Origin of the sequence: Salmonella sp. 2018103 (genome assembly GCF_026247685.1) — a bacterium.
Lineage (GTDB): Bacteria > Pseudomonadota > Gammaproteobacteria > Enterobacterales > Enterobacteriaceae > Salmonella > Salmonella enterica.
In genome coordinates, this window is the sequence record NZ_CP111029.1 from 1,339,838 (window position 1) to 1,366,774 (window position 26,937).

At 54.0% G+C, this 26,937-nt stretch carries 24 protein-coding genes; 13 read left to right on the top strand and 11 right to left on the bottom strand.

The window, feature by feature from the left end; genetic code table 11:
• Nucleotides 1-4 precede the first annotated feature (4 nt).
• The 3 genes from ppk1 to purM form a co-directional block, all read right to left on the bottom strand.
• Nucleotides 5-2,071, bottom strand: a complete 2,067-nt coding sequence (gene ppk1 / locus OLG56_RS06365; protein WP_000529555.1) for a polyphosphate kinase 1 — start codon at nucleotides 2,069-2,071, stop codon at nucleotides 5-7.
• Nucleotides 2,072-2,259: 188 nt separating this feature from the next.
• Nucleotides 2,260-2,898, bottom strand: a complete 639-nt coding sequence (gene purN / locus OLG56_RS06370) for a phosphoribosylglycinamide formyltransferase (protein ID WP_001028588.1) — start codon at nucleotides 2,896-2,898, stop codon at nucleotides 2,260-2,262.
• Complete coding sequence (gene purM / locus OLG56_RS06375) at nucleotides 2,898-3,935, bottom strand: phosphoribosylformylglycinamidine cyclo-ligase (RefSeq protein WP_000130477.1); 1,038 nt, start codon at nucleotides 3,933-3,935, stop codon at nucleotides 2,898-2,900. Before purM ends, purN begins: the two co-directional genes overlap by 1 nt.
• Nucleotides 3,936-4,348: 413 nt before the next feature.
• Here purM and upp point away from each other — a divergent pair, with 413 nt between their 5' ends.
• The 3 genes from upp (at nucleotide 4,349) to OLG56_RS06390 (ending at nucleotide 7,148) form a co-directional block, all read left to right on the top strand.
• Nucleotides 4,349-4,975: a uracil phosphoribosyltransferase gene (gene upp / locus OLG56_RS06380; RefSeq protein WP_000706208.1), complete on the top strand. Its 627-nt coding sequence runs from the start codon at nucleotides 4,349-4,351 to the stop codon at nucleotides 4,973-4,975.
• An 87-nt stretch (nucleotides 4,976-5,062) separates the two neighbouring features.
• Nucleotides 5,063-6,352: a uracil permease gene (gene uraA, locus OLG56_RS06385; protein WP_000198346.1), complete on the top strand. Its 1,290-nt coding sequence runs from the start codon at nucleotides 5,063-5,065 to the stop codon at nucleotides 6,350-6,352.
• Between the two features lie 94 nt (nucleotides 6,353-6,446).
• On the top strand, nucleotides 6,447-7,148 hold the full coding sequence (locus tag OLG56_RS06390; protein WP_061835882.1) for a DnaA inactivator Hda: 702 nt from the start codon (nucleotides 6,447-6,449) through the stop codon (nucleotides 7,146-7,148).
• A gap of 26 nt (nucleotides 7,149-7,174) precedes the next feature.
• Here the strand turns inward: OLG56_RS06390 and arsC are convergent, their stop codons facing one another.
• Both arsC and bepA read right to left on the bottom strand, forming a co-directional pair.
• Nucleotides 7,175-7,534 carry an arsenate reductase (glutaredoxin) gene (gene arsC / locus OLG56_RS06395; protein WP_000132650.1) on the bottom strand — a complete coding sequence of 120 codons (360 nt, stop codon included), beginning with the start codon at nucleotides 7,532-7,534 and terminating at the stop codon, nucleotides 7,175-7,177.
• A 39-nt stretch (nucleotides 7,535-7,573) separates the two neighbouring features.
• A complete protein-coding gene (bepA, locus tag OLG56_RS06400) occupies nucleotides 7,574-9,037 on the bottom strand; it encodes a beta-barrel assembly-enhancing protease (RefSeq protein WP_000489631.1) in 1,464 nt (487 codons plus the stop codon).
• 207 nt (nucleotides 9,038-9,244) lie between these two features.
• On the opposite strand from bepA, the gene OLG56_RS06405 reads away from it, so the two are divergent.
• From OLG56_RS06405 to OLG56_RS06420, 4 genes are all read left to right on the top strand, one after another.
• On the top strand, nucleotides 9,245-10,312 hold the full coding sequence (locus OLG56_RS06405) for an AI-2E family transporter (RefSeq protein ID WP_000892056.1): 1,068 nt from the start codon (nucleotides 9,245-9,247) through the stop codon (nucleotides 10,310-10,312).
• Nucleotides 10,313-10,587: 275 nt separating this feature from the next.
• Complete coding sequence (locus OLG56_RS06410) at nucleotides 10,588-11,775, top strand: sugar diacid recognition domain-containing protein (RefSeq protein ID WP_061377284.1); 1,188 nt, start codon at nucleotides 10,588-10,590, stop codon at nucleotides 11,773-11,775.
• 67 nt (nucleotides 11,776-11,842) lie between these two features.
• Nucleotides 11,843-13,111, top strand: coding sequence for a GntP family permease (locus OLG56_RS06415; protein ID WP_000200859.1), 1,269 nt, complete (start codon nucleotides 11,843-11,845; stop codon nucleotides 13,109-13,111).
• A gap of 5 nt (nucleotides 13,112-13,116) precedes the next feature.
• Nucleotides 13,117-14,256, top strand: coding sequence for a glycerate kinase (locus OLG56_RS06420; RefSeq protein ID WP_000706377.1), 1,140 nt, complete (start codon nucleotides 13,117-13,119; stop codon nucleotides 14,254-14,256).
• A 46-nt stretch (nucleotides 14,257-14,302) separates the two neighbouring features.
• Here the strand turns inward: OLG56_RS06420 and bcp are convergent, their stop codons facing one another.
• Both bcp and OLG56_RS06430 read right to left on the bottom strand, forming a co-directional pair.
• Nucleotides 14,303-14,773 carry a thioredoxin-dependent thiol peroxidase gene (bcp, locus tag OLG56_RS06425; protein ID WP_001068686.1) on the bottom strand — a complete coding sequence of 157 codons (471 nt, stop codon included), beginning with the start codon at nucleotides 14,771-14,773 and terminating at the stop codon, nucleotides 14,303-14,305.
• Nucleotides 14,773-15,345 (bottom strand): glycine cleavage system transcriptional repressor, encoded by a 573-nt coding sequence (locus OLG56_RS06430; protein ID WP_000189061.1) that lies wholly within the window; start codon nucleotides 15,343-15,345, stop codon nucleotides 14,773-14,775. Before OLG56_RS06430 ends, bcp begins: the two co-directional genes overlap by 1 nt.
• Before the next feature lie 145 nt (nucleotides 15,346-15,490).
• On the opposite strand from OLG56_RS06430, the gene dapA reads away from it, so the two are divergent.
• From dapA to tmcA, 5 genes are all read left to right on the top strand, one after another.
• On the top strand, nucleotides 15,491-16,369 hold the full coding sequence (gene dapA / locus OLG56_RS06435; RefSeq protein WP_000494020.1) for a 4-hydroxy-tetrahydrodipicolinate synthase: 879 nt from the start codon (nucleotides 15,491-15,493) through the stop codon (nucleotides 16,367-16,369).
• A 16-nt stretch (nucleotides 16,370-16,385) separates the two neighbouring features.
• Nucleotides 16,386-17,420 carry an outer membrane protein assembly factor BamC gene (gene bamC / locus OLG56_RS06440; protein ID WP_000331871.1) on the top strand — a complete coding sequence of 345 codons (1,035 nt, stop codon included), beginning with the start codon at nucleotides 16,386-16,388 and terminating at the stop codon, nucleotides 17,418-17,420.
• A 174-nt stretch (nucleotides 17,421-17,594) separates the two neighbouring features.
• Nucleotides 17,595-18,308: a phosphoribosylaminoimidazolesuccinocarboxamide synthase gene (purC, locus tag OLG56_RS06445; protein ID WP_001171630.1), complete on the top strand. Its 714-nt coding sequence runs from the start codon at nucleotides 17,595-17,597 to the stop codon at nucleotides 18,306-18,308.
• Nucleotides 18,309-18,438: 130 nt separating this feature from the next.
• Nucleotides 18,439-19,302: a KPN_02809 family neutral zinc metallopeptidase gene (gene ypfJ / locus OLG56_RS06450; protein WP_001267523.1), complete on the top strand. Its 864-nt coding sequence runs from the start codon at nucleotides 18,439-18,441 to the stop codon at nucleotides 19,300-19,302.
• 15 nt (nucleotides 19,303-19,317) lie between these two features.
• Nucleotides 19,318-21,336 (top strand): tRNA cytosine(34) acetyltransferase TmcA, encoded by a 2,019-nt coding sequence (gene tmcA, locus OLG56_RS06455; protein ID WP_061377285.1) that lies wholly within the window; start codon nucleotides 19,318-19,320, stop codon nucleotides 21,334-21,336.
• A 26-nt stretch (nucleotides 21,337-21,362) separates the two neighbouring features.
• Here the strand turns inward: tmcA and OLG56_RS06460 are convergent, their stop codons facing one another.
• The 3 genes from OLG56_RS06460 to OLG56_RS06470 are packed head-to-tail and all read right to left on the bottom strand — an operon-like array spanning nucleotide 21,363 to nucleotide 23,078.
• A complete protein-coding gene (locus OLG56_RS06460; RefSeq protein ID WP_000383843.1) occupies nucleotides 21,363-21,563 on the bottom strand; it encodes a YpfN family protein in 201 nt (66 codons plus the stop codon).
• A 27-nt stretch (nucleotides 21,564-21,590) separates the two neighbouring features.
• Nucleotides 21,591-22,718, bottom strand: a complete 1,128-nt coding sequence (gene dapE / locus OLG56_RS06465) for a succinyl-diaminopimelate desuccinylase (protein WP_001277825.1) — start codon at nucleotides 22,716-22,718, stop codon at nucleotides 21,591-21,593.
• A 3-nt stretch (nucleotides 22,719-22,721) separates the two neighbouring features.
• Nucleotides 22,722-23,078, bottom strand: a complete 357-nt coding sequence (locus OLG56_RS06470) for an ArsC family reductase (protein ID WP_000631923.1) — start codon at nucleotides 23,076-23,078, stop codon at nucleotides 22,722-22,724.
• Nucleotides 23,079-23,490: 412 nt separating this feature from the next.
• Here OLG56_RS06470 and ypfM point away from each other — a divergent pair, with 412 nt between their 5' ends.
• Entirely contained in the window at nucleotides 23,491-23,550 is a 60-nt protein-coding gene (gene ypfM / locus OLG56_RS06475; protein ID WP_001386977.1) for a protein YpfM, read from the top strand.
• A 101-nt stretch (nucleotides 23,551-23,651) separates the two neighbouring features.
• Here the strand turns inward: ypfM and acrD are convergent, their stop codons facing one another.
• Nucleotides 23,652-26,765, bottom strand: coding sequence for a multidrug efflux RND transporter permease AcrD (acrD, locus tag OLG56_RS06480; protein WP_079822176.1), 3,114 nt, complete (start codon nucleotides 26,763-26,765; stop codon nucleotides 23,652-23,654).
• Nucleotides 26,766-26,937: the final 172 nt, after the last annotated feature.

Genomic DNA, 26,937 nt, shown 5'->3' on the forward strand with positions numbered 1-26,937 from the left:
AGCGTTAGTCTGGTTGCTCGAGTGATTTGATGTAGTCATAAATTGCCAGCTGCGCCTGAACTTTACGGCGATTGCCGCGCGGCACGTAGCGGTTGCTGAGTTCTTTATCGATAAAACGCGCTTTTACCGTGTCGCTAAACAGAATGTCAATGATATCCAGGACGCGTTGTTTAAGCCGCGGGTCGAGGATAGGCGTAGCGACTTCGATACGGTAGTCAATATTACGCGTCATCCAGTCAGCTGAAGAGAGCCAAACTTGCTTATCACCGCCGTTTTCGAAAATATAAACCCGATCGTGTTCCAGATAGCGATCCACGATGCTAATCGCGCGAATATTATCGCTAATGCCTTCCAGCTGCGGAATAAGAGAACACATACCGCGCACCAGCAGATTGACCTGGACGCCCGAACCCGACGCGGCGTATAGCCTGTCGACCAACCCTTTATCGACCAGGTTGTTAAGCTTTAACGTAATCCCTGACGGTAAGCCTTGCTGGGCATTGGCGATTTCACGATCGATCATCTCATACAGCAGACGCCGTGAGTTTTGTGGAGAAACCATCAAATAATCGAAAGTGACCGGGCGATAGGGGTTTTCAATAAAATTAAAGACCCGACGCACTTCATTGGTAATGCGCGCATCGGCGGTCAGCAGCGAATAATCGGTATACAGCCGCGCTGTTTTTTCGTTGAAGTTACCGGTGCCGATATGCGCATAACGCACCACGTCATCGCCCTCTTTTCGTGAGATGAGGAAGAGTTTGGCGTGAATTTTCAGCCCAGGCGCAGAGAAAATAACATGGACGCCCGCTTCGGTTAACCGCTTGGCCCAGTGAATATTCGCCTCTTCATCGAAGCGCGCCTGCAACTCCACCACCACGGTGACTTTTTTGCCGTTATGGGCGGCATGGATCATCGAGTCAATAATGCGCGAGTCTTTCGCTACGCGATAAATATTGATTTTGATCGCCAGCACGCTTGGGTCAAACGACGCCTGGCGTAGCAGTTCCAGTACATGCTCGAAGGTATGGTACGGATAATAGAGCAGCACATCACGTTCGCGAATCGCGTCGAAACCGTTACGAAACTTCTCTTTATCAAACCAAAGATGGCGTAACCGCGGTAACGGTTTATTGACCAGGTTGGCTTTACCGACATTCGGAAAATTAATAAAGTCTTTAAAATTGTGGTAGCGCCCGCCGGGTACGATTGAGTCATACCGGGAGATCGTCAGTTTTTCCCGCAGCACGTCGACCAGTGCGGCGGGCATATCGCGTTGATAGACAAAGCGCACAGGTTCAGCGGTCAGGCGCTGCTTCAGGCTGGAAGACATCAGCTCCATCAGACTGGATTCCATCTCATGCACCAGGTCATATTCGGCATCGCGGGTCATTTTCATCGAATAGGCATTAAGCGCGTCATAGTCGAAGAACCCTTTAAAAATGTCATCCAGGCAGTAGCGCAGAATATTATCCAGAAGGATCATCGGCTTGCGTCTGCGTGGTGTTTCCGGCGGCAGATTAACGAAGCGTGGGACTTTGTCGGACGGTATCTCCAGCAGCGCATAGTTGATGGTGTCGCCACGGATAATCTCCACCGCCAGATAGGTGTAATCATCTTTTAAAAACTGAACAAGATCCGTCTCCCGGTTAATGAGAATCGGGGTAATATGCTGGCGCAAATAGTGCTTAAAATAGTGGCGCAACCAGCTTTGTTGGTTCACCGAGAGCTGACGCTCGTTGATCAGAAAGATTTGATTACGCGCCATTTCCAGCAGTAATTCGTTGTACAGGCCGTCGAACTCCTGGTCTGCTTTCAACACGCGGGACTGAATTTTGCCTAACAAATGGCGTGAATGAGAATTTGAACCCTGTTCTTCGCTGATAATAATGCGTCGTTTCAGCTCAGCGAAACGCACTTTGTAGAACTCGTCGAGGTTATTAGAATAGATTCCCAGGAACCGCATCCGCTCAATCAACGGGTTGGATTTATCCGCTGCTTCCTGTAACACGCGTTCGTTAAATGCTAACCAGCTTAGTTCTTTCTCGATATATAGCTTTTCCTGACCCATTACTACCTATACTCCGTTTTATTCACGGGACACTGCCTGATGATTATGGCGAGCATTACGCGTTAATGTCCAACTGCGCCAGAAAAATATGACAATAAACTGATAGCATAAAGGAAGGGAAAAGAGTAGGCCGGATAGGCATTTATGCCACCATCCGGCAAGCAGACGCAGTCCTGTCCGATGACGTATTATTCGTCAGACGCATAACCTTGCGGCGGCAGACGACGCCCGTCCAGCCAGGCGGCGTTATCGCGCATCTTTAGACGCCCCTGCGCAAACCAGCCAATCACCAGCGGATAAATCGCATGTTCCTGAGTTTGTACGCGTGCGGTGATATCATCTTCGCTGTCGTCGGCAAAAACCGGCACCTTCGCCTGGAGAATGACCGGGCCGCCGTCGAGTTCGTCTGTCACGAAATGCACCGAGGTACCGTGCTCCTCATCGCCGTTTTCCAGCGCCTGGCGATGGGTATGCAACCCCGGATATTTTGGCAGCAGGGAAGGGTGAATGTTCAGCAGACGCCCGTAGTAATGCGCGACAAACATCGGACTCAGAATACGCATAAAACCGGCCAGCACGACCACATCGGGCGCATACGCGTCTATCTTGCGAATCAACTCGCGATCGAAGGCGTCGCGGCTGTCAAACCGATCGGCAGTCAGCGCTTGCGCCGGAATGCCTGCTTCTCTGGCGCGTTCAAGGCCGAACGCGTCGGCCTTATTGCTGAATACTGCCCTGAGGGTGCCTTTAATTTTCTTCGCTTCGCAGGCATCGATAATCGCCTGTAAATTGCTTCCATTGCCGGAAATCAGCACCACAATATTCATTATTCAATAACCACACGCTGTTCGGAATCAGAGGCTTTGATGATACCGATTTTCCATGCGTTTTCACCTTTCTCGTTTAGCAGAGCAAGCGCTTTGTCCGCTTCCGGAGCGGAGAGCGCAATCACCATGCCGACGCCGCAGTTAAAGGTACGGTACATTTCATGTCGGCTGACATTACCGGCGGTTTGCAGCCAGGTAAAGATAGCGGGCCACTGCCAGGACGACTCATTAATTACCGCCTGGGTATTCTCCGGCAGAACGCGCGGAATATTCTCCCAAAAGCCGCCGCCGGTGAGGTGGGCGATAGCGTGTACATCGACGTTTTCAATCAGTTCCAGAACCGATTTTACGTAGATACGGGTCGGTTCAAGCAGATGATCGGCCAGCGGCTTCCCTTCCAGCAGAGTGGTCTGTGGGTCGCAGCCGCTAACGTCAATAATTTTCCGCACCAGCGAATATCCATTCGAGTGCGGGCCGCTGGAGCCGAGCGCAATCAGCACGTCGCCTTCGGCAACCCGGGAGCCGTCGATGATTTCTGATTTTTCGACTACGCCGACGCAGAAACCCGCCACATCGTAATCTTCGCCGTGATACATGCCCGGCATTTCCGCCGTCTCGCCGCCAACCAGCGCGCAGCCGGATTGCAGGCAGCCTTCGGCAATACCGTTGATCACGCTGGCGGCGGTATCGACATCCAGTTTACCCGTGGCATAGTAATCGAGGAAAAACAGCGGTTCCGCGCCCTGAACGACCAGATCGTTTACGCACATCGCCACCAGATCAATACCGATAGCGTCGTGACGCTTTAAGTCCATCGCCAGGCGAAGTTTGGTGCCTACGCCGTCAGTGCCGGAAACCAGTACCGGTTCACGATATTTTTGCGGCAACGCGCACAGCGCACCGAAACCGCCCAGACCGCCCATAACCTCCGGGCGGCGAGTTTTCTTCACTACGCCTTTGATTCGATCAACCAGAGCGTTACCCGCATCAATATCGACGCCGGCATCTTTATAGCTAAGAGAGGTCTTATCGGTCACTGCCTGGTTCCCCACGTTTTTTCTTGCGGTAAAAGTTAAATTCGGCGCAATTCTAACAGGGAAAGCAAACGTTTGCGAGCGTGGTCTGCGCCCTGGATATCCGGGCGATTTTTTTGGCATGGTTTCGGTCGCTGCTTGAAAATTTCTCTGTTGGTAAAAAAGAAAAGGATATCCAGCACTTGGTTTACGACAGGTGGTCTGGACAGGCCATTCATCCTTAAAATTGCTAAGATTCAAACGGTTGTTAGCCTTTATCGCCTGTTTCAACGTGAGTGATTTATACTCACTTTTCCGCTATCAGCGCTTTTGGTTGATCCAGGTCAAGCATACATTGTGTTGCGTCAGAGAGGAAAAGCGGTATAATCCGGCGATTTTTTTTGTGGTTGCCAGTCATCTGAGGATAGGAGAAGAGTATGAAGATCGTGGAAGTCAAACACCCACTCGTCAAACACAAGCTGGGTCTGATGCGTGAAAACGACATTAGCACTAAACGCTTTCGTGAACTCGCCTCAGAAGTAGGCAGCCTGCTGACGTATGAAGCGACAGCCGATCTGGAAACGGAAAAAGTCACCATCGAAGGCTGGAATGGCCCGGTGGAAATCGACCAGATCAAAGGTAAAAAAATTACCGTTGTGCCGATTCTGCGCGCGGGTCTGGGCATGATGGAAGGCGTTCTGGAAAATGTACCGAGCGCGCGTATCAGCGTAGTCGGGATGTACCGTAACGAAGAGACGCTTGAGCCAGTACCTTATTTCCAGAAACTGGTATCGAACATTGATGAGCGCATGGCGCTGATCGTCGACCCGATGCTGGCGACCGGCGGTTCTGTCATCGCGACCATCGACCTGCTGAAAAAAGCAGGCTGTAGCAGCATTAAGGTGCTGGTGCTGGTCGCCGCGCCGGAAGGCATTGCGGCGCTGGAAAAAGCGCACCCGGACGTTGAACTGTACACCGCCTCTATCGATCAGGGGCTTAACGAGCACGGATACATTATTCCGGGGCTTGGCGATGCCGGCGATAAGATTTTTGGTACCAAGTAAGTGAATAAATAATTAAAAGCCGACTTTAAGAGTCGGCTTTTTTTTGAATAAAACAACTCATAACAAACACACTTAGAGGAAAACACTATGACGCGCCGTGCTATCGGGGTGAGTGAAAGACCGCCGCTTTTACAGACAATCCCGCTTAGTTTACAGCACCTTTTCGCCATGTTTGGCGCGACCGTGCTGGTGCCAGTTCTGTTTCATATCAACCCCGCGACGGTGCTGCTGTTTAACGGTATCGGAACGCTGCTGTATCTCTTTATCTGCAAAGGTAAAATTCCGGCCTACCTCGGATCGAGCTTTGCCTTTATTTCCCCGGTACTACTGCTGTTGCCGCTGGGTTATGAAGTGGCGCTGGGCGGTTTTATTATGTGCGGCGTGTTGTTCTGTCTGGTTTCTTTCATCGTTAAAAAAGCGGGCACCGGCTGGCTGGATGTGATGTTCCCGCCTGCGGCAATGGGCGCAATCGTTGCCGTCATCGGTCTGGAGCTGGCTGGCGTCGCGGCGGGGATGGCCGGATTGCTGCCTGCGCAAGGGCAGTCGCCGGACACGAAAACAATTATCATCTCCATGGTCACGCTGGCGGTGACGGTGTTCGGCTCCGTACTGTTTCGCGGTTTCCTGGCGATCATTCCGATTTTGATCGGCGTGCTGGCGGGCTATGCGCTGTCATTCGCGCTGGGGGTGGTCGATACCACGCCCATTGCCCAGGCACACTGGTTTGCGCTGCCGACCTTCTATACGCCGCGTTTTGAATGGTTCGCGATCCTGACGATTCTGCCCGCGGCGTTGGTCGTGATCGCCGAGCATGTCGGTCATCTGGTGGTGACGGCGAATATCGTCAAAAAAGATTTAGTGCGCGATCCCGGTTTGCACCGCTCGATGTTCGCTAACGGACTGTCGACGATCGTCTCCGGTTTCTTCGGCTCCACGCCGAATACCACCTATGGGGAAAATATTGGCGTCATGGCGATCACCCGCGTTTACAGTACCTGGGTTATCGGCGGCGCGGCGATTTTCGCCATTCTGCTTTCCTGCGTCGGCAAACTGGCGGCGGCGATTCAGATTATCCCGTTACCCGTGATGGGCGGCGTCTCGCTGCTGTTGTACGGCGTCATCGGCGCGTCGGGGATTCGCGTCTTGATCGAATCGAAAGTCGACTACAACAAAGCGCAAAACCTGATCCTCACCTCGGTGATTTTGATCATCGGCGTGAGCGGCGCGAAAGTGCATATCGGCGCGGCAGAATTGAAAGGGATGGCGCTGGCGACCATCGTCGGGATTGGCCTGAGCCTGATTTTTAAACTGATTAGCCTGTTGCGTCCGGAAGAAGTGGTACTGGAGGCAAATGATGCGGAGTCTCCGCATCAGTAACGGGTTGCCGGGCAGCGATGCTGCCCGGTTCTATCTCAAGGGAATTATGTGGTAAACTCAGCGCGATTTTATGTCATCCTGGGTTGAGGTATCTCTGAACACACCGGCACAGCTCTCTTTGCCACTTTATCTTCCTGACGACGAAACTTTCGCAAGTTTCTGGCCGGGGGATAACGCCTCTCTACTGGCCGCGTTACAAAACGTGTTGCGCCAGGAACATAGTGGATATATCTACCTTTGGGCGCGTGAAGGCGCGGGCCGCAGCCATTTATTGCACGCCGCCTGCGCTGAATTGTCGCAGCGTGGAGATGCGGTAGGCTATGTCCCGCTCGATAAACGCACCTGGTTTGTGCCGGAAGTGCTCGACGGTATGGAACACCTCTCGCTGGTGTGTATTGATAACATTGAGTGTGTCGCTGGCGATGAACTGTGGGAGATGGCGATCTTTGATCTCTATAACCGCATTCTGGAGTCCGGTAAGACGCGGTTATTGATCACCGGCGATCGTCCGCCAAGACAGTTAAATCTGGGCTTGCCCGATCTCGCTTCCCGTCTGGACTGGGGGCAAATCTATAAACTCCAGCCTCTTTCCGATGAAGACAAACTTCAGGCGCTACAGTTGCGCGCCCGGTTACGGGGGTTTGAACTGCCGGAAGATGTCGGGCGGTTTTTACTCAAACGTCTTGATCGCGAAATGCGCACGCTGTTTATGACGCTGGATCAGCTCGATCATGCGTCGATCACTGCCCAGCGAAAACTGACGATCCCGTTTGTCAAAGAGATCCTGAAACTGTAATACGCCGCGACGGCGGCGTTCAACGGTTAACCGAGGATGTCCAGCACCTGCTCAGGCGGTCGGCCAATGCGCGCCTGACCATTTGCCACCACAATGGGGCGCTCCATCAGTTTAGGGTGTTCAACCAGCGCCTGGATTAACGCCTCTTCACTCAGCTGGCTATCCGCCAGGTGAAGCGTCTTATAGAGATCTTCTTTCTGGCGCATCAGTTCGCGCGCGCTGGACATGCCCAACATACGCAGCAGTTCCCGCACGGTGGCGGCGTCGGCGGGCGTATCCAGATAAAGCACCACTTCCGGTTCCACGCCGTTAGATTTCAGCAGGTTCAGCGTGTCGCGGCTCTTCGAGCAGCGCGGGTTATGGTAGATTTTAATCGTGTCGGTCATGAGTTCTCCTTGTGACGCCATCCGGCTAATAAACGGCGATTACATTTTCGTGTATGGCTTGAAGCGTTCCTGTAACTGGCGCAACTGGTCGATACGCGCATCGTAACGCGCCTGTTGCTGGCTACCCAGTTTTGCCTGGGCGCTGGCGCTACTGAGCAGTGAAATTGCCTGATCCAGTCGTCCCGCCAGCGCATAACTTTCAGCGCGCGCCGCCAGCTCCTGATCGCGGTTGTTCAGCGCGGCTTCGGCCTGAGCAAGCAGATCCCAGCCGTTACCGTCATCTTTATGGCTAAAGGTGTAGCGATTCAGAATGGTTTCCGCCGCTTTTGGCTGGCCTCCCTGGAGGTACGCATTGGCGAGGTTTAACTGCAGCACAGGATTAACGCGCAGATCGCGGGCATTTTTCAGGCGATTAATCGCGTCGTTGGCTCTTTTCTGCCCCAGGTCAATATCGGTGGCGAGGTCAAGATACCAGGCATTGTTCGGTTCCGCGCTTAATAGCGGCTGCAACGTTTTGCGCGCTTCATCGTACTTGCTCGCTTCCATCGCCTGCAACGCCCGGCCATATTGCGCCGCATGTTGCTGACGCACGTTGCCTTTAGACCACTGATCCAGCAGATCGCTGGTGAGCTGGTTACGTCCGGAATTGTACATTCCCAGGGCGCGCGCTTTGGCGAGATAGAAGTCGGCGGAAGATTGCACCACGACCGGGCGCATCTGGTTGGCACGGTTGCGGGCATCCGCAAGGCGGCTTTCCGGTAAGGGGTGAGTGAGCAAAATTTCAGGCGGACGCGTGGAGTAACGCGCCTGGTCGAGCAGTTTTTCGAGGAAAGAGGGCATCGCCTGTGGGTCAAATCCGGCGCGTTGCAGTACCTGAATACCAATACGGTCGGCTTCTTGCTCATTTTGCTGGGTGAAACTTATCATTCCCTGGCGCGTTCCCGCCAGAGTACCGGTTAGCGCCGCCATACCGGCCTGTGGGCTGGCCATGGCCAGCAAAATGGAACCCAGCGCGCCCACCCAGGTAAGCGGCGCGCTGCGCTTTTGATCTTCCATCGCGCGCGCCAGATGGCGCTGCGTCACGTGGGAGATTTCATGCGCCATGACTGAAGCTAGCTGGCTTTCGTTATCCGCGTAGCGAAAAAGCGCCGAGTGCAGCACCACATTGCCGCCAAAGAACGCGAACGCGTTGATTTCGTCATTATTGATCAAGAAAAAATGGAAGGGCGTTTTGACGGAGTCGGCGTGCGAGACCAGACGCATACCCAGCGCGTTAATGTATTGCACCAGCAGCGGATCGTTGATTAACGGCGCGCTGCCGCGTAGCTGGCGCACATAAAAGTCGCCCATTTGCATCTCTTGTCCGATAGAAAGCGTGCTTCCTGCCGAGGTTCCCATATCGGGCAGCGTGTCGGCAGGGTCGGCAAATGCGGGCGCGACCTGACCGAGAGCCAATGCTGCAATGAGGGTTGCCACCAGGTTTTTTTTCAACTGCCTGAACATAACCTCTATCCTGTTGTTTTGAGATAGCCCTTTGACCAACGTCGTGAAATATCGTTCCACGCTCCGACACTTCATAAGTGTAACTGTGATGAGCACAGACTCACTATTTTAGTTTCCTGAATCAACGATAAAAAGCGAAGTCTTTTTTGTGACATTTCGATACAATTCGGCATCACAATCCCGCAGTTGAGTTCTGGGAAGGGTTTTATGCTCGAAATGTTAATGCAATGGTATCGCCGTCGCTTCAGCGACCCGGAGGCGATTGCCTTGCTGGTCATTCTGGTGGCTGGTTTTAGCATCCTCTTTTTCTTTAGCGGCCTGTTAGCGCCGCTGCTGGTCGCTATCGTACTGGCCTACCTGTTGGAGTGGCCGACGGCGCGCCTGCAGGCGATTGGCTGTTCCCGGCGCTGGGCAGCCTCCATTGTCCTTATCCTCTTTGTCGGCATTCTGTTATTAATGGCGTTTGTGGTGATGCCGATTGCCTGGCAGCAGGGTATTTACCTGATTCGTGATATGCCCGGTATGCTGAATAAACTGTCCGATTTTGCCGCGACCTTGCCGCGACGCTATCCGGCGCTGATGGATGCGGGCATTATTGATGCGATGGCGGAAAACATGCGTACCCGGATGCTTAACATGGGCGATTCGGTGGTGAAGTATTCGCTGGCTTCGTTAGTCGGGCTACTGACGCTGGCGGTATATCTGGTTCTGGTGCCGCTGATGGTCTTTTTCCTGGTAAAAGATAAAGAGCAGATGCTGAATGCCGTGCGCCGCGTGCTGCCGCGTAATCGCGGGCTGGCGGGGCAGGTGTGGAATGAGATGAATCAGCAGATCACCAACTATATCCGCGGAAAAGTGCTGGAGATGGTGGTGGTGGGCGTGGCGACCTGGCTGGGCTTTTTGCTGTTTGGCCTCAATTATTCGCTACTGTTGGCGGTACTGGTGGGCTTTTCGGTCCTGATCCCCTATATCGGCGCCTTTGTGGTGACAATTCCGGTGGTGGGCGTCGCGCTGTTTCAGTTTGGTCTGGGGACGGAATTCTGGAGCTGTTTTGCCGTTTATCTCATTATTCAGGCGCTGGATGGCAATCTGCTGGTACCGGTACTTTTCTCCGAAGCGGTGAATTTGCATCCGCTGGTGATTATTCTGTCAGTGGTGATTTTCGGCGGTCTGTGGGGTTTCTGGGGAGTGTTTTTCGCCATTCCATTGGCGACGCTGATTAAAGCCGTTGTCCATGCCTGGCCGGATGGTCAGGTGACAGATGCCTCATCCTGAGCGGTCTGTACAAAAGTTGTAAAGCGTGAACGACATCATAGTGCCCTGCCGCCATTTTGCGCACGCCTGATGAGGGACAAGCGCTTAGAAAGCCGCTCTTTTTTTAATGCCGCGCCGTGTTGCGGCATTTTTATTGTCGGAACCTACAAAATTCTCGCTGTAAAGCCGCCAAAATTTGGTGACTTAACCTAAGCATTCTTCTGAGAAATTCGTTAATAAGTGACATCATTGATGCGAGATTGCTTTTTTAATGTAAAGCGATAACGAAACAGGGAATGAGTGTGTTGAGAAAACATTACTTGAAAGGGTATACCGCGCGGCAAATTGTACAGCGAGCCATGAAAATTATTCCTTACTCGGTAAACGTCATGGATGAACATGGCGTCATTATCGCGTCTGGCGAACCTTCGCGGCTTCGCCAGCGTCACGAAGGGGCCATTCTGGCGCTGAAGGAAAACCGTATTGTAGAAATTGATTCCGCTACCGCCAATCAGCTAAAAGGCGTGCGATCCGGCATTAATCTTCCCATCTCTTTTCATGAACAGCTTATCGGCGTGGTCGGCATTACCGGCGAGCCGGAGGAGGTTCGCGCGTATGCCGAGCTGGTTAAAATGGCGGCGGAGCTGGTGATCGAGCATATGGTGCTGATCGAACAGCGACAGTGGGATAAACGCTATCGCGAAGAGCTGATCAACCAATTGATTTTGCGAGAAAATTCAACAGAGTCGTTGCGCTCCATGGCGGCCTATCTGGGCATTGATCTGGCGGTTCCCAGAGTGGTGCTGATTATTGAACTTTCCCAGCCGGATCGCGAAGCGCTGCGCAATGTAATGGATTATTTCGAGAATCACGCGCGCAACCATTTGGTGACGTTTACCGAATTTAATGAATTAATCATTATTAAGCCTATCACGTTAAAAGAGGGAAAGTGGAATACCCGCCAGGAAATGGGCGAATTGCAGATTTTTAAATCATGGGCTGCATCATCGGGCTTTAGCCGTATTTTGGTTGGGGGTTATTTTGCCGGCGAGACGGGATTGCACCGATCTTTGCTCACTGCGAGAGCCACGCAGGCGATGGCGAAAAGACAAAAGCTGCGCAGCCAGTACATTTTTTATCATGACCATGCGCTTCCCGCGCTGCTAAGCGGGCTGTCTGAAAGTTGGCAAGTGCAGGAGCTATCGCGTCTGTGGCTGCAACTGACGCAACATGACGCGAAAGGCGTATTGCAACAGACGCTGCGGACCTGGTTTGAACATAATTGTGACCTGACGCAAACAGCCAAAGCATTGCATATTCATGTGAATACATTGCGCTATCGCTTACAGCGCTGTGAGGATATTACACACATAAAAATCAACGAGTTAAAAAGTACGCTTTGGCTTTATATCGGTATGGAGCTCCAGGCCGAATCTGTACTGTCCGACAAGTTACCGCTGCCTGGTCGAATCGAAATTTGTTGAAAGCTCCAGCGGATTTTTAGGCGGGTTTTTCCATACTGCGCGCTCCATGTTAAAGGAGGCGCAGTATATGACGTCGATATCCACCCTGGGAGCCATTGCCGCATTGGTTGTGGCCATCGTATTAATTTTAAGAAAAGTGTCGCCAGCCTACGGCATGATGGCGGGCGCGCTGGTCGGCGGTTTGATTGGCGGCGCCGATCTTCTGCAAACCGTGTCGTTGATGGTGTCAGGCGCGCAGGGCATCGTTAATGCCGTATTGCGTATTCTGGCCGCAGGCGTACTGGCGGGCGTATTAATTGAGTCCGGGGCGGCGAATACGATTGCTGAGACGATTGTCCGCAAAGTGGGGGAAACCCGGGCATTATTGGCATTAGCCATTGCCACACTATGTTTGACTGCCGTCGGCGTATTTATTGATGTGGCGGTGATTACCGTCGCGCCGATTGCGCTGTCGATTGCGCGTAATGCTGGCCTGTCAAAAAGCGCTATTCTGCTGGCGATGGTTGGCGGCGGCAAAGCGGGTAACGTGATGTCACCTAACCCGAACGCTATTGCCGCCTCCGATGCGTTTCATGTTCCTCTTACCTCTATTATGCTGGCGGGCGTGGTTCCGGGCATCGTTGGGCTTATTATCGCCTATCTGTTAGCGAAACGGCTGAATAATAAAGGCGCGGGCGTCGCCGATCATGAAGTGACTCACCATGATGACTCCGTCGCCAGACCCGGTTTTCTGGTGGCGATTAGCGCGCCGCTGGTCGCTATTTTCCTGCTTTCTCTCCGTCCGTTTGCCGGCATTTCCATTGACCCGTTAATTGCCCTGCCCGTAGGGGGATTGGTCGGTCTGCTGTTGATGGGACGCGCGCGCCACTGTAACCAGTACATGGTCGCTGGTCTGATGCGTATGGCGCCTGTCGCTATTATGTTGCTGGGAACCGGTACGCTGGCCGGCATTATCGCTAATTCCGAACTTAAAGATGTCCTGATTCATGGCCTCACCGCTTCGGGATTGCCGTCCTGGCTGCTGGCGCCCGTGTCTGGCGCCATGATGTCAATGGCGACGGCCTCAACCACGGCGGGAACGGCGGTGGCGTCCGGCGTTTTCTCTCCCACATTACTTGAACTTGGCGTTTCCGCCCTGGCGGGAGCCGCTATGATCCATGCGGGCGCCACGGTGCTGGACCATCTGCCGCACGGCAGCTTTTTCCACGCGACGGGCGGCAGCGTCAATATGCAAATTCATGAACGTTTAAAGCTAATGCCGTATGAAACGCTGGTGGGGTTAGCCATTACCTTTATTTCTACTCTGATGTTCGGTTTCTTTGGTTTTGCAGGATAATCCCTATGAAAATTGTTATTGCTCCTGATTCATTTAAAGAAAGTTTGTCCGCAATGGCGGTCGCTGAGGCGATAGAAAAGGGGTTCCGCGAAATTTATCCTGACGCCGACTACGTTAAAGTGCCCATGGCGGATGGCGGGGAAGGAACCGTACAATCAATGGTGGAAGCCAGCGGCGGGCGTTATGTCGACCAGTGGGTACAAGGCCCGCTTGGGCAACCGGTGGCCGCGCGCTGGGGAATGCTGGGCGATAGCGATACCGCCGTGATTGAAATGGCGGCGGCATCCGGGCTGCATCACGTTTCGCCTGAATTGCGCAACCCGCTTAATACCACCAGCTACGGCACCGGCGAGTTAATCGTCGCGGCGCTGGAGCGTGGCGTAAAGCGTATTATTCTGGGAATTGGCGGCAGTGCGACGAATGACGGCGGCGCGGGGATGATGCAGGCGCTTGGCGTTATATTGCGCGATAAACAGGGGCGCTCGCTTTCTCCGGGCGGCGAGGCGCTGGCGGCGCTGGCCTCTATCGATCTGTCCGGTTGTCACCCATTGCTGCGTAAGGTATCGATAACCGTGGCGTGTGATGTCAACAATCCGTTGTGTGGTCCCCAGGGCGCATCGGCCATCTTTGGCCCACAAAAAGGGGCGACAGCGGAAATGGTGAACACCCTGGACGCGGCGCTGGAAAACTGGGGCCGACATATTTATCAGGCTACGGGACGTGAGGTGATTAACGCTCCCGGCGCGGGTGCGGCAGGTGGAATGGGCGCCGCGCTTTTAGGATTGCTCAATGCGGAATTACGCGCCGGCGTAGAGATTGTTGTGGAAACGCTACAGCTTGAGCAGGCGGTTAAAGATGCCGATCTGGTGATTACCGGAGAAGGGCGGCTGGACAGCCAAAGTATTTGCGGCAAGACGCCGATTGGCGTCGCCAGAGTGGCGAAGCGGTATCATAAACCGGTTATCGCGCTCGCCGGTGGGCTGCAACACGATCATCACGTTGTGTATCAGCAGGGTATCGATGCGGCGCTGTCGATTTTGTCGCATATCGTTACGCTGCCGGAAGCCTTACACGAGGCGGAATATAACCTGAGCCTGTCGGCGCGCAATGTGGCGGCGATATGGCGTCTGGCGCGGCAAGCCTGACGGCGCATTCCCTTTCCAGGCCGCACATCAGCGCGGCCTGAGGCTTTTACGCGTTTTCTTTCAGCCAGTTCAGCACCACATCATGGTGATTGCTGGTTTTAAAATCATTAAAGACGTGTTCAATCTTACCATCAGCGTCAATCAAAAAGCTGATGCGGTGAATGCCGTCATACGTTTTGCCCATAAACGACTTTTCGCCCCAGACGCCGAACTGTTCACACACCTGATGGTTTTCATCGGACAAAAGGGTAAAGTTCAGCAGCTCTTTTTCAGCGAAACGGGAGAGTTTTTCAGGTTTATCGGTGCTGATGCCCAGCACGTCCACGCCTGCTTTTTTGAGCTCGTCCATGTTATCGCGTAAGCCGCAGGCCTGCACGGTACAGCCGGGTGTCATGGCTTTTGGGTAGAAATAAACCAGAACGCGCTGTCCCTGGAAGTCGGTCAAATTTACTTGTTCCCCGTCTTGATCCGGCAAGCTAAATTTCGGTGCGATATCACCGGCTTTCAGTGGATTCATTACTTAACTCCATCCTGTTCATCATGTTGTGAGTAATTGACGACGTTTATACTGCCTTGCGCATTGAGTTCTGTACATAGTGCTTTAAAGGCTTGCTCAATATTTGCGGAATTTTGCGACGCCGGGCTATGTGCGGTGATTTGAATAAATAATTGCGCAGCTTTATCACCTTCAGCCGGCTGTGTGCGGGAGACCAGCTCCGCAATATTCATTTCATGACTATTAAACAGCGCGGTGAATCGCTCAATTAAATGCGGGGAGTCGGCGACCTCAACCTGAACCCATACCGTCGCGGGCATTGCCGGGCGGGGGCGGTCGGACGTCCGTTTCATCACAATCAGCAGATCCAGCTCCGCGCCTTTTAACGGCAATGTCGATTCAATCAAGGTAATCGCGTTCCACGTGCCGGACAACAACATAATAAACGTGAATTCATCGCCCAGCATCGCCAGTCGGCTGTCTTCGATATTACAGCCGCAACTGCTGACATGGCGAGTAATGGTATTCACAATACCGGGCCTGTCGGCGCCCAGCGCAGTGATAACCAAATAGTGTTGTGATGACGGTGTCAAACCAGTTATTCCTTTGAGCGGTGAGGTAATCTTAAGGAAACCATAAAAAAAACCTGCATACAACAATCAGAACGGCTTTGGTCGCTTGCTTTTATTGCCATACCAAACGTACCATTGAGGGACTTGTTTGCACAGAGGATGGCCCATGTTCACGGGAAGTATTGTCGCGCTTGTTACGCCGATGGATGAGAAAGGTAACGTCAGTAGGTCTTGCCTGAAAAAACTCATTGATTATCATGTCGCCAACGGTACCTCGGCGATTGTTTCGGTTGGCACCACCGGCGAGTCTGCCACGCTAAGCCATGATGAACATGGCGATGTCGTGATGATGACGCTGGAACTGGCTGACGGACGTATTCCGGTTATCGCCGGCACGGGCGCAAACGCGACCGCGGAAGCGATTAGCCTGACGCAGCGTTTTAACGATAGCGGCATTGTTGGCTGCCTGACGGTGACGCCGTACTACAATCGCCCCACGCAGGAAGGTTTGTTCCAGCATTTCAAAGCCATCGCGGAACACACTGACTTGCCGCAAATTCTGTATAATGTGCCGTCCCGTACCGGCTGCGACATGTTGCCGGAAACCGTGGGTCGTCTGGCGGAAATAAAAAATATTATCGCTATCAAAGAGGCGACAGGGAACTTAACCCGCGTTCACCAGATCAAAGAGCTGGTTTCAGACGATTTTATTCTGCTTAGCGGCGATGACGCGTCTGCGCTGGACTTTATGCAACTGGGTGGTCATGGCGTGATTTCCGTTACGGCTAACGTAGCGGCGCGCGAGATGGCTGACATGTGCAAACTGGCGGCGGAAGGGCAATTTGCCGAGGCGCGCGCTATCAACCAGCGTCTGATGCCGTTACACAACAAACTATTTGTCGAACCCAATCCTATCCCGGTGAAATGGGCATGTAAGGCATTGGGTCTTGTGGCGACCGACACGCTGCGCCTGCCAATGACGCCTATCACGGACCATGGTCGTGACATCGTCAAAGCAGCGCTTCAGCATGCTGGCCTGCTGTAAAGTTTAGGGAGATTTGATGGCTTACTCAGTACAAAAGTCGCGCCTGGCGAAGGTTGCGGGTGTTTCGCTTGTTTTGCTGCTCGCTGCCTGTAGTTCCGATTCGCGCTACAAGCGCCAGGTAAGCGGCGATGAATCCTATCTGGATGCCGCGCCGCTTGCTGAACTTCACGCCCCGGCAGGAATGATCCTGCCGATAACGACCGGCGACTACGTTATTCCGGTCACGAAGGGGAGCGGCGCGGTTGGTAAGGCGTTGGATATCCGTCCGCCGGCGCAGCCGTTAGCGTTAGTGAGCGGCGCGCGTACCCAGTTCTCTGGCGATACCGCTACGCTATTGGTGGAAAATGGTCGTAGCAGCACGCTGTGGCCGCAAGTCGTCAGCGTGATTCAGGCGAAAAATTATCCGATTGAAAAACGTGACGATGCCAGCCAGATCCTGACGACCGATTGGGTGAACTGGAACCGCCTGGATGAAGACGAACAGTATCGCGGACGTTATCAAATCTCGGTGAAGCCGCAGGGCTATCAGCAGGCGGTAACGGTAAAACTGGTTAATCTGGAACAGGCTGGCAAGCCGGTCGCTGACGCGGCGTCGCTGCAGCGCTATAGCACGGAAATGATGAACGTCATTTCCGCCGGTCTGGATAAGACCGCTACGGATGCGGCAAATGCCGCGCAGAACCGTTCCGCCGCAACGATGGATGTGCAGAGCGCCGCTGATGATACCGGTTTACCTATGCTGGTCGTTCGCGGTCCGTTCAACCTCGTGTGGCAACGCCTCCCGGCCGCGTTGGAAAAAGTGGGCATGAAAGTCACCGACAGCACTCGCTCTCAGGGCAGCATGGCGGTAACGTACAAACCGTTGTCTGACAGCGACTGGCGGGATCTGGGCGCTAGCGACCCGGGCCTGGCATCCGGAGACTATAAATTGCAGGTCGGCGATTTAGATAACCGCAGCAGCTTGCAGTTTATCGATCCTAAGGGGCATACTCTGACGCAAAGCCAGAACGACGCGCTGGTTGCCGTCTTCCAGGCAGCGTTCAACAAGTAATTTAACAGGGCTGGAGTAATCCGGCCCTTTTTTCTGATAAGATACGCAAACGTGTGCGTTGGTACAAAAACGCGATTTAACCGCTATTTCGCACCACAATTACAGGCCGACGTCTCCGGCAGGCGTAGCAGGAAATGAATACTTATCGTTAATTCACACCCAGGAGTGTTAAAGATGCAAAAGCAAGCTGAGTTGTATCGTGGTAAAGCGAAAACCGTATACAGCACGGAAAACCCGGACCTGTTGGTGCTCGAATTCCGCAATGATACGTCAGCAGGGGATGGCGCGCGCATTGAACAGTTTGATCGCAAAGGCATGGTAAATAACAAATTCAACCATTTCATTATGACCAAACTGGCCGAGGCGGGCATCCCGACCCAGATGGAACGTTTGCTGTCTGATACCGAGTGTCTGGTGAAGAAGCTGGAGATGGTGCCGGTTGAATGTGTGGTGCGCAACCGTGCGGCTGGGTCGCTGGTCAAGCGTCTGGGCGTGGAAGAAGGCATGGAGCTTAACCCGCCGATATTCGATCTGTTCCTGAAAAACGACGCGCTGCACGACCCGATGGTGAATAGTTCCTACTGTGAAACGTTCGGTTGGGTAAGTCAGGAAAATCTGGCGCGTATGAAAGAGTTAACCTACAAAGCCAACGACGTACTGAAAAAACTGTTTGATGACGCGGGTCTTATCCTGGTGGATTTCAAACTGGAGTTTGGCCTGTATAAAGGCGAAGTGGTGCTGGGCGATGAGTTTTCACCGGACGGTAGCCGCCTGTGGGATAAAGAGACGCTGGACAAAATGGACAAAGACCGCTTCCGCCAGAGTCTGGGCGGTCTGATTGAAGCCTATGAAGCCGTCGCGCATCGCCTGGGCGTGAAATTAGATTAATTCCGCTTCTGACCGGGGGGCAACCGCTCTCCGGTATCATCCTTTCCTCATTCTGATAGCGTTTACCTGTGGTAATCCTGCGCCTGACCGCCTACGATCATCTGTATAACAAAGAGAGAATGAGGTGATTATGCGCTGGCAAGGGCGTCGTGAAAGCAACAATGTAGAGGACAGACGTAATCGGCCAGGCGGCCCCTCGCTGGGTGGCCCAGGCTTTCGTCTTCCGCGCGGAAAAGGCGGCATCATTCTGTTGGTGGTGGTGTTGGTCGCAGGGTACTATGGGGTGGATTTAACCGGTCTGTTGACCGGCCAGCCGGTTTCGCAGCAGCAGTCGACGCGTTCGATAAGCCCCAATGATGATGAAGCGGCAAAATTTACCTCGGTGATTCTGGCGACGACCGAAGATACCTGGGGTCAACTCTTTCAAAAAATGGGGCGCGGCTATCAGCAGCCAAAACTGGTGATGTACCGTGGTATGACGCGCACCGGCTGTGGTGCGGGTCAGTCCGTGATGGGGCCGTTTTACTGCCCGGCGGACGGCACCGTTTATATCGATCTCTCATTTTACGATGATATGAAAAATAAGCTGGGCGCGGACGGTGATTTTGCCCAGGGTTATGTTATCGCCCACGAAGTCGGCCACCACGTACAAAAACTGTTAGGTATTGAGCCGAAAGTACGCCAGTTGCAGCAAAACGCGTCGCAAACGGAGGTGAATCGCCTTTCGGTGCGCATGGAGCTACAGGCGGATTGCTTTGCCGGCGTGTGGGGACACAGTATGCAGCAGCAAGGCGTACTGGAGGCGGGCGATCTGGAAGAGGCGCTCAATGCCGCACAGGCTATCGGCGACGATCGCTTACAGCAACAGGGGCAGGGGCGCGTCGTGCCGGATAGTTTTACCCACGGCACCTCAGAACAACGCTACAGCTGGTTTAAGCGTGGCTTTGACAGCGGCGACCCGGCGCAATGTAATACGTTTGGCAAAAACTTTTGATAAACCGGGGCAGGGATGTCTGATATCGATGCGCTACAGGCGTTAACGTTGCAAATGACACAGGAAGGCATTCGCCGTTTACTGGTCATCAGCGGCGATGCGGCGTGGTGCCGGGAGCGGGCCGAGGCGATACGCGCTGCGTTGCCCGGTGACTGGCTGTGGGTTGCGCCTGACGCGCCCGCGCAGCCGCGCTGTACGCCACAGGCGTTACAAACGCTGCTGGGCCGTGAATTTCGTCATGCGATATTTGATGCCTGGCAGGGCTTTGATGCCGCAGCGTTTGCCGCCCTGAGCGGGACCTTGCAGGCCGGAAGCTGGCTGCTTCTGCTGATGCCGCCGTATGAGACGTGGGAAAGCAGGCCTGATATCGATTCACTGCGCTGGAGCGACTGCGCGCAGCCTATCCCCACACCGCAGTTTGCACAGCATCTTAAACGGACTCTTTCCCGCGATCCGCAAACGCTGCTTTGGCGACAGCGCCAGCCGTTTTGCTGGCCATCTTATCCTTCCCGTGAATGCTGGCGACCCGCCACTGGCGAGCCGCAGCCGGAGCAGGCGGCTATCTTATCGCGTTTACGTGAAATGCCGCCCGGCGTGGCGACGGTTATTGCCCCCCGTGGGCGCGGCAAATCGGCGCTGGCCGGGCAATTCATCTCCCGGATGGCGGGCACGGCTATCGTGACCGCACCGGCGAAAACGGCAACGGATATCCTGGCAGCGTTTGCCGGTGAGCGGTTCTGCTTTATGGCGCCGGATGCGCTGCTGGCGAGCGGGGCAAGAGCCGACTGGCTGGTGGTTGACGAGGCGGCGGCAATCCCCGCGCCGCTGCTGCTGCAACTGGTTTCGCGCTTTCCCCGTATACTACTCACCACCACCGTTCAGGGCTACGAAGGCACCGGACGCGGTTTTTTACTTAAGTTTTGCGCCCGTTTTCCGCAGCTTCACCGCTTCACGCTTCGTCAGCCTGTCCGCTGGGCGCCAGAATGCCCGCTGGAAAATATCGTCAGCGAGGCGCTGATATTCGACGATGAAGCGTTTGCGCAGGCGCCACATGGCGCGATAGCAATCTCGGCGTTTTACCAACAGGCCTGGGGGGAGACGCCCGCGTTGCCGAGGGCTGTGTATCAGTTACTGTCGGGGGCGCACTATCGTACTTCGCCGCTGGATCTGCGCCGAATGATGGATGCGCCAGGACAGCATTTCTTGCAGGCCACGGCGAATAACCGTGTGGCGGGTGCCCTCTGGCTGGTCGAAGAGGGCGGGTTATCCGCAGAACTCAGTCAGGCTGTATGGGCCGGTTTCCGGCGTCCGCGTGGAAATCTGGTGGCGCAGTCGCTGGCGGCGCACGGTAGCGACCCTTTAGCCGCGACGCTGGTCGGGCGTCGCGTAAGCCGTATCGCAGTGCACCCCGCTCGCCAGCGTGAAGGCATCGGTCAGCAGTTGATTGCCTGCGCGTGCATGCAGGCGGCGCAGTGTGATTATCTTTCCGTCAGCTTCGGCTATACGCCGGAGCTGTGGCGTTTCTGGCAACGTTGCGGCTTTGTGCTGGTACGGATGGGCAACCATCGGGAGGCGAGCAGCGGTTGCTATACGGCGATGGCGTTATTGCCGCTGAGCGACGCGGGAAAACGGCTGGCGCAACAGGAACACCGGCGTTTACGCCGCGATGCGGATATCCTGACGCAGTGGAACGGCGAGGCGATACCGCTGGCGGCGTTACGCGAACAGGCGCTTAATGATGAAGACTGGCGTGAGCTGGTCGGTTTTGCGTTCGCGCACCGCCCGCTACTGACATCGCTAGGTTGCCTGCATCGTTTACTGCAATGCAGCGCATTGCCGTTACCGGCGCTGAGAGGACGGCTGGAGGAAAAAGCCAGCGATGCCGAACTGTGCGCCCGGCTACGCATTTCAGGCCGTAAAGCTCTGCTGGCGTTGCAGCGTGTGCAGACGGCGCAGGCGCTGATTGCGCTGGATGCCGGACGAACGCAGCGTTTGCGCGACGTAATGCCCGGCGGTGGGGAGCATGCCGGATAGCGATAGCTGTCCGGCATGTTATCCGGTTACTTTTTCGGCTGATTTTTCTTCGGCCAGTCTTCTTCATCGTCCCACTTATCGTTAAAATCGCGATGCGGGGGCAGCTCAGGTTTATTGGCAAGGAATTTCTTATGGTCGATGCGTTTGAGATCTTTGATCACATTCAGCAGTACGCCTACCAGAAACACCAATACCAGAATCCACCAATATTTTGCCAGCCAGTCCATGCTTATTTCCTCTTACCGGAACGCTCATCAGGCGACGAGCTGTTCCATAATACGTTGATACATACGGGCCAGTAGCTGGAGATCGGCGGCATTCACACATTCATTAATTTTATGAATGGTGGCGTTCACCGGCCCCAGTTCTACCACCTGCGCTCCCATACGGGCGATAAAACGTCCGTCGGACGTACCGCCCGTCGTCAGTAATTGCGGTTTAATTTCATTATAGTGCTCAATGGCGTTTACCACCGCGTCCACCAGCTTGCCGCGTGCGGTCAGGAACGGCTGGCCGGAAAGCCACCAGTCTACGGTATAACGCAGCTGATGCTTCTCAAGCAGCGCATGTACCCGCTCTTTGATCATCTCATCGGTCAGTTCCGTGCTGAAACGGAAGTTAAACTGCACGAACAGTTCGCCGGGAATGACATTATTGCTGCCGGTGCCTGCCTGGATATTGGCTACCTGCATACTGGTGGCCGGGAAAAAGTCATTGCCCCGATCCCACTCGATAGCGACCAGTTCATTAAGAAAAGGCGCGGCGCGATGAACAGGGTTATCCGCCAGATGCGGATAGGCGACGTGCCCCTGAACGCCATGAATAGTGAGGTTACAGGTGAGAGAACCGCGACGCCCGTTTTTGACGACATCGCCCACAATTTCAGTACTGGAAGGTTCGCCGACCAGACAGTAATCCAGCCGCTCGTTACGGGCCATCAGCGCTTCAACCACCTTTACGGTGCCATTTTTTGCGCTGGCTTCCTCATCAGAGGTAATCAAAAACGCGAGGCGGCCCCGGTGATGAGGATGCTGCGCAACAAAACGTTCAGCAGCCACCACCATGGCCGCCAGTGAACCTTTCATATCCGCCGCGCCGCGACCGAACAACATTCCGTCGCGAATCGTAGGCTCAAACGGCGGATTGATCCAGCGATCGACATCGCCTGCCGGTACGACGTCAGTATGCCCGGCGAACGCCAGCGTTTCGCCACGCCCACGCCATGCCCAAAAATTTTGCGTGTCGCCAAAATCCATATGCTCAATGGTAAAACCGATTTTACGCAGGCGTTCAATCATTAATGCCTGACAGCCTGCGTCATCCGGACTCAGGGAGGGGCGACGAATAAGTTGCTGTGTCAGCTCAATAACCGGGCACGACATAGACTACACCTCATCAAAAAACTGCTGATAACGGGATTCACTGAAACCAAGCAGCATAGGCTTCCCGGGCGCGCAGAGCAATGGGCGTTTGATGATTGCCGGCTGTTCAACCATGAGAGCAGCGGCGGAGTCGGCATCGGTAATCCCGCTGCGGTCGCCTTCATCCAGTTTGCGCCATGTTGTGCCGCGCGTATTCAGTAAAGGCTGCCAGCCGAGTTCGGCAATAAAGGTATTAAGAAGAGGGAGGTCTATGCCATCCACACGGTAATCGTGAAAACGATAATCAATGCCATGCTCCTCCAGCCAACGGCGCGCTTTTTTGATCGTGTCGCAATTCTTAATGCCATAGAGGGTAATCATATTGAATCCTTTAACGCGAAATTCGAATAAATAATCAATAGTATCGTCTGCGGGATAATAAGTGTGGCTGTTAATGGTTATTTATCCAGCGCTGATCGGCAATCAATATAACATTGTTGAGTGAATGTGAATAATGATTCCAAAACGTTCCAAATGTGGCTTGTTTATAATTCGCGGGACAAATCCTATTTTGCGCACATGCAATTGATTGTTTTTTAACCCGATTTGATAAAGTAGTAGAAAAGGTATTAATGTTGCTAAATATTGCAGTAAGTCACATAAAATTTACGGCTACAGCGCCATAGTAATATCATAGACAGCGTAACCAGAGGATATCGCAACAATCGGTTAAATGAACTTCTCTCTATACCGCTAACTACGTAGAATACCCATAATAATAAGAGAGGCTATTATGATTGAACGTGAACTGGGGAACTGGAAAGATTTTATCGAAGTCATGCTTCGTAAATAAATGACTGGAAGGCACCGCGCTCCCATAGGGGATAAGAAAAGGCGACTCAACGAAAGTCGCCTTTTTTGTGCCCGACACCTCGTATCAGGCTGGCCAGGAGCTTATTCCGGGCGCGGCTTCAGCGGGAAGCGGCGACGTATCAGCACGAAAAACAGGGGTACAAAGAAGATAGCCAGAATGGTTGCTGAGATCATTCCCCCCATCACGCCGGTTCCGACAGCATGTTGGCTACCCGAGCCTGCCCCGGTGCTGGTGGCCATCGGCAATACGCCAAAGATAAACGCCAGCGAAGTCATCAGTATCGGTCGCAGGCGCTGGCGGCTGGCGTACAGCGTGGCGTCTAACAGCGCGTGTCCCTTCTGATTCATTTCGTTGGCGAATTCCACAATCAGAATCGCGTTTTTCGCCGAGAGGCCGATAACGGTCAACAGCCCCACCTGGAAGTAAACATCGTTTTCCAGCCCGCGCATCCAGGTGGCGAGTAACGCGCCGATGACCCCGAGCGGCACAACCAGCATCACCGAGAAGGGCACCGACCAGCTTTCATACAATGCCGCCAGACACAGGAAGACGACTAATAGCGAAATAGCGTACAGCGCAGGCGCCTGCGCGCCGGAGAGCCGTTCCTGGTAAGACATGGCTGTCCATTCCAGGCCAAAACCGCCCGGTAGCTGATGCACCAACGACTCCATGACATCCATCGCCGTCCCGGTACTGACCCCCGGCGCGGCCTCTCCGACAATTTCTACCGCCGAATAGCCGTTATAGCGTTCCAGACGCGGCGATCCGGTTTCCCAGCGCGAGGTGGCGAAGGCGGAGAAGGGGACCATGCCGCCGTCTTTGTTACGGACATACCAAAGATTAATATCATCCGGCAACATACGATATTTCGCCGCGGCCTGAACATAGACCTTCTTCACGCGGCCCCGGTCCATAAAGTCGTTGACGTAGCTCGATCCCCAGGCTGTTTGCAGGGTGTCGTTGATATCGTCAATCGATACGCCCAGCGCCTGCGCTTTTCGTTGGTCAATATCAATTTGCAGTTGCGGGCTGTCGTCCAGGCCGTTGTGGCGTACGCGGGTCAAGGAACTGTTTTTCCCGGCCAGCTCAATGAGTTGATCTCGTGCGGCCATCAGCGCGTCATGGCCTGCTCCGGCGTGGTCCTGTAATTCCATATCAAAACCGGCGGAGCTGCCCAGACCGCTAATTGCCGGCGGGCTGCTGGCGAAGACGCGAGCTTCTTTAATCTGGTTAAACGCTTTTGTCGCCCGCTCAATAATGGCGAACGAGGAGCCGGTGGTGGGATCGCGCGCGTCCCAGTCTTTCAAGCGAACAAACATGCGCGCGACGTTTTGCCCATTCCCGCCAGGGCCGGAACCTACCGTCGAGAAGACCGACATAATGTTGTCTTTCTCATGGGTGAAGTAATAGTTTTCAACCTTTTCAACGACTTTCAGGGTCTGCTGTTGCGTAGAACCGCTCGGTAGCTGGATAGACGTAGTGAACATGCCCCGATCTTCTTGCGGTAGAAAGGAGGTGGGGAGACGCAAAAACAGGAGCACCATGCCGCCAAGCAACAGAACATAAATCAGAATCCAGCGCAGGCTGCGATGCAAAATTTTCGCTACGCCTTTCTCATAACGTTCGGCATTACGATTGAAGGTACGGTTAAACCAGCCGAAAAATCCGCGTTGCCCGTGTTGTTCGCCTTTGTTCAACGGTTTTAATAACGTTGCGCACAGCGCCGGCGTCAGGATCATGGCGACCAGCACCGACAGCACCATTGCCGAGACAATGGTAATAGAAAACTGACGATAAATCGCCCCGGTGGTACCGCCAAAGAACGCCATCGGCACGAATACCGCAGACAGCACCATCGCAATACCGACCAGCGCCCCCTGGATCTGCCCCATGGATTTGCGCGTCGCTTCACGCGGCGTGAGCCCTTCTTCGCTCATGATACGTTCGACGTTTTCCACCACCACGATGGCATCGTCGACCAGGAGCCCGATCGCCAGCACCATCGCGAACATGGTTAATGTGTTAATACTGTAGCCAAACGCGTAAAGCACGGAGAAGGTGCCCATTAATACCACCGGCACGGCGATCGTCGGAATCAGCGTGGCGCGAAAGTTTTGCAGGAACAGGTACATCACCAGGAAAACCAGCGCGATAGCCTCCAGCAACGTTTTGACCACATCGATAATCGAGGCTTTAACAAAGGAGGTGGTTTCATACGCGATCTTGTATTCCAGGCCGTGAGGGAAGTACTGCGCCAGCTCGTTGAGGCGATCCAGCACCAGCTTCGCGGTCGCCATTTCATTCGCGCCGGAAGCCAGCTTAACCCCAAGACCGGAAGCCGGATTGCCGTTAAAACGGCTGAGGTAGTCATACTTTTCCGCCCCCAGCTCCACGGTGGCGACATCGCCCAGTTTGACCTCGGAACCGTCCTGATTAACGCGCAGGGTGATATCGCGAAATTGTTGCGGCGTTTGCAGCAGTGACTGCGCATTAATGGTGGCGTTCAGCGCCTGCTTGTCGACCGAAGGCGTACCGCCAAGCTGCCCGACGGCGATTTGCGCATTCTGCGACTCAATTGCATCGGTCACGTCTTTCGTGGTCATCTGAAAACTATTCAATTTGGCCGGATCGAGCCAGATACGCATAGAGTACTGTGAACCATAAGCGTCAATATCGCCCACGCCGTTGACGCGGCTGAGCGGGTCCTGAATATTACTGGCGACGTAGTCGGCGATATCCTGCTTGTCCATAGAACCGTCGGTAGAGACGAAAGCGATGGTCAAAATATTGGTATCGCCCGTTTTGCGTACCGTGACGCCTTGATCCTGTACCGCCTGCGGCAGTTTACGCATCGCGGACTGTAACTGGTTTTGCACCTGCTGAACCGCCTCATCAGGATCGGTTCCCGCAATAAAGCTCAGGGTGATGGTCGCCTGTCCGGTTCCGCTGCTTTGTGATGACATGTACATCAGATTATCGAGGCCCGTCATATTCTGCTCAATAACCTGGGTTACGGTATTTTCCAGCGTTTGCGCCGACGCTCCCGGATAATTCGCGGTAATACGTACGTTGGGCGGCGCCAGATCGGGATATTGTTCAACAGGTAAAGAAAAAATGGCTAACGCCCCTGTCAGACACAACAGGATAGCCAGCACCCAGGCAAAAATGGGGCGATCGATAAAAAAATTCGCCATTAAAGGGGAACCTCGTGTTTCTACATATCGTTATAGATTTGAACTGCTTCACTGTAGCGGCAAGCTACGAGCCAAACGTGGAGAAATAAAGGAGATAATGTAAATTATCATGCGCTTTTACAGCATACTTTTTGTGCCAACGCCGGAAAGCCTGACATCTGGCCTTCCGGCG

Coding starts and splice junctions, on each gene's coding strand:
- ppk1 (WP_000529555.1), bottom strand. CDS start 2,071: ATGGGTCAGGAAAAGCTATATATCGAGAAAGAACTAAGCTGGTTAGCA.
- purN (WP_001028588.1), bottom strand. CDS start 2,898: ATGAATATTGTGGTGCTGATTTCCGGCAATGGAAGCAATTTACAGGCG.
- upp (WP_000706208.1), top strand. CDS start 4,349: ATGAAGATCGTGGAAGTCAAACACCCACTCGTCAAACACAAGCTGGGT.
- uraA (WP_000198346.1), top strand. CDS start 5,063: ATGACGCGCCGTGCTATCGGGGTGAGTGAAAGACCGCCGCTTTTACAG.
- arsC (WP_000132650.1), bottom strand. CDS start 7,534: ATGACCGACACGATTAAAATCTACCATAACCCGCGCTGCTCGAAGAGC.
- bepA (WP_000489631.1), bottom strand. CDS start 9,037: ATGTTCAGGCAGTTGAAAAAAAACCTGGTGGCAACCCTCATTGCAGCA.
- OLG56_RS06405 (WP_000892056.1), top strand. CDS start 9,245: ATGCTCGAAATGTTAATGCAATGGTATCGCCGTCGCTTCAGCGACCCG.
- OLG56_RS06410 (WP_061377284.1), top strand. CDS start 10,588: ATGAGTGTGTTGAGAAAACATTACTTGAAAGGGTATACCGCGCGGCAA.
- OLG56_RS06415 (WP_000200859.1), top strand. CDS start 11,843: ATGACGTCGATATCCACCCTGGGAGCCATTGCCGCATTGGTTGTGGCC.
- OLG56_RS06420 (WP_000706377.1), top strand. CDS start 13,117: ATGAAAATTGTTATTGCTCCTGATTCATTTAAAGAAAGTTTGTCCGCA.
- bcp (WP_001068686.1), bottom strand. CDS start 14,773: ATGAATCCACTGAAAGCCGGTGATATCGCACCGAAATTTAGCTTGCCG.
- dapA (WP_000494020.1), top strand. CDS start 15,491: ATGTTCACGGGAAGTATTGTCGCGCTTGTTACGCCGATGGATGAGAAA.
- bamC (WP_000331871.1), top strand. CDS start 16,386: ATGGCTTACTCAGTACAAAAGTCGCGCCTGGCGAAGGTTGCGGGTGTT.
- purC (WP_001171630.1), top strand. CDS start 17,595: ATGCAAAAGCAAGCTGAGTTGTATCGTGGTAAAGCGAAAACCGTATAC.
- ypfJ (WP_001267523.1), top strand. CDS start 18,439: ATGCGCTGGCAAGGGCGTCGTGAAAGCAACAATGTAGAGGACAGACGT.
- tmcA (WP_061377285.1), top strand. CDS start 19,318: ATGTCTGATATCGATGCGCTACAGGCGTTAACGTTGCAAATGACACAG.
- OLG56_RS06460 (WP_000383843.1), bottom strand. CDS start 21,563: ATGGACTGGCTGGCAAAATATTGGTGGATTCTGGTATTGGTGTTTCTG.
- dapE (WP_001277825.1), bottom strand. CDS start 22,718: ATGTCGTGCCCGGTTATTGAGCTGACACAGCAACTTATTCGTCGCCCC.
- OLG56_RS06470 (WP_000631923.1), bottom strand. CDS start 23,078: ATGATTACCCTCTATGGCATTAAGAATTGCGACACGATCAAAAAAGCG.
- acrD (WP_079822176.1), bottom strand. CDS start 26,765: ATGGCGAATTTTTTTATCGATCGCCCCATTTTTGCCTGGGTGCTGGCT.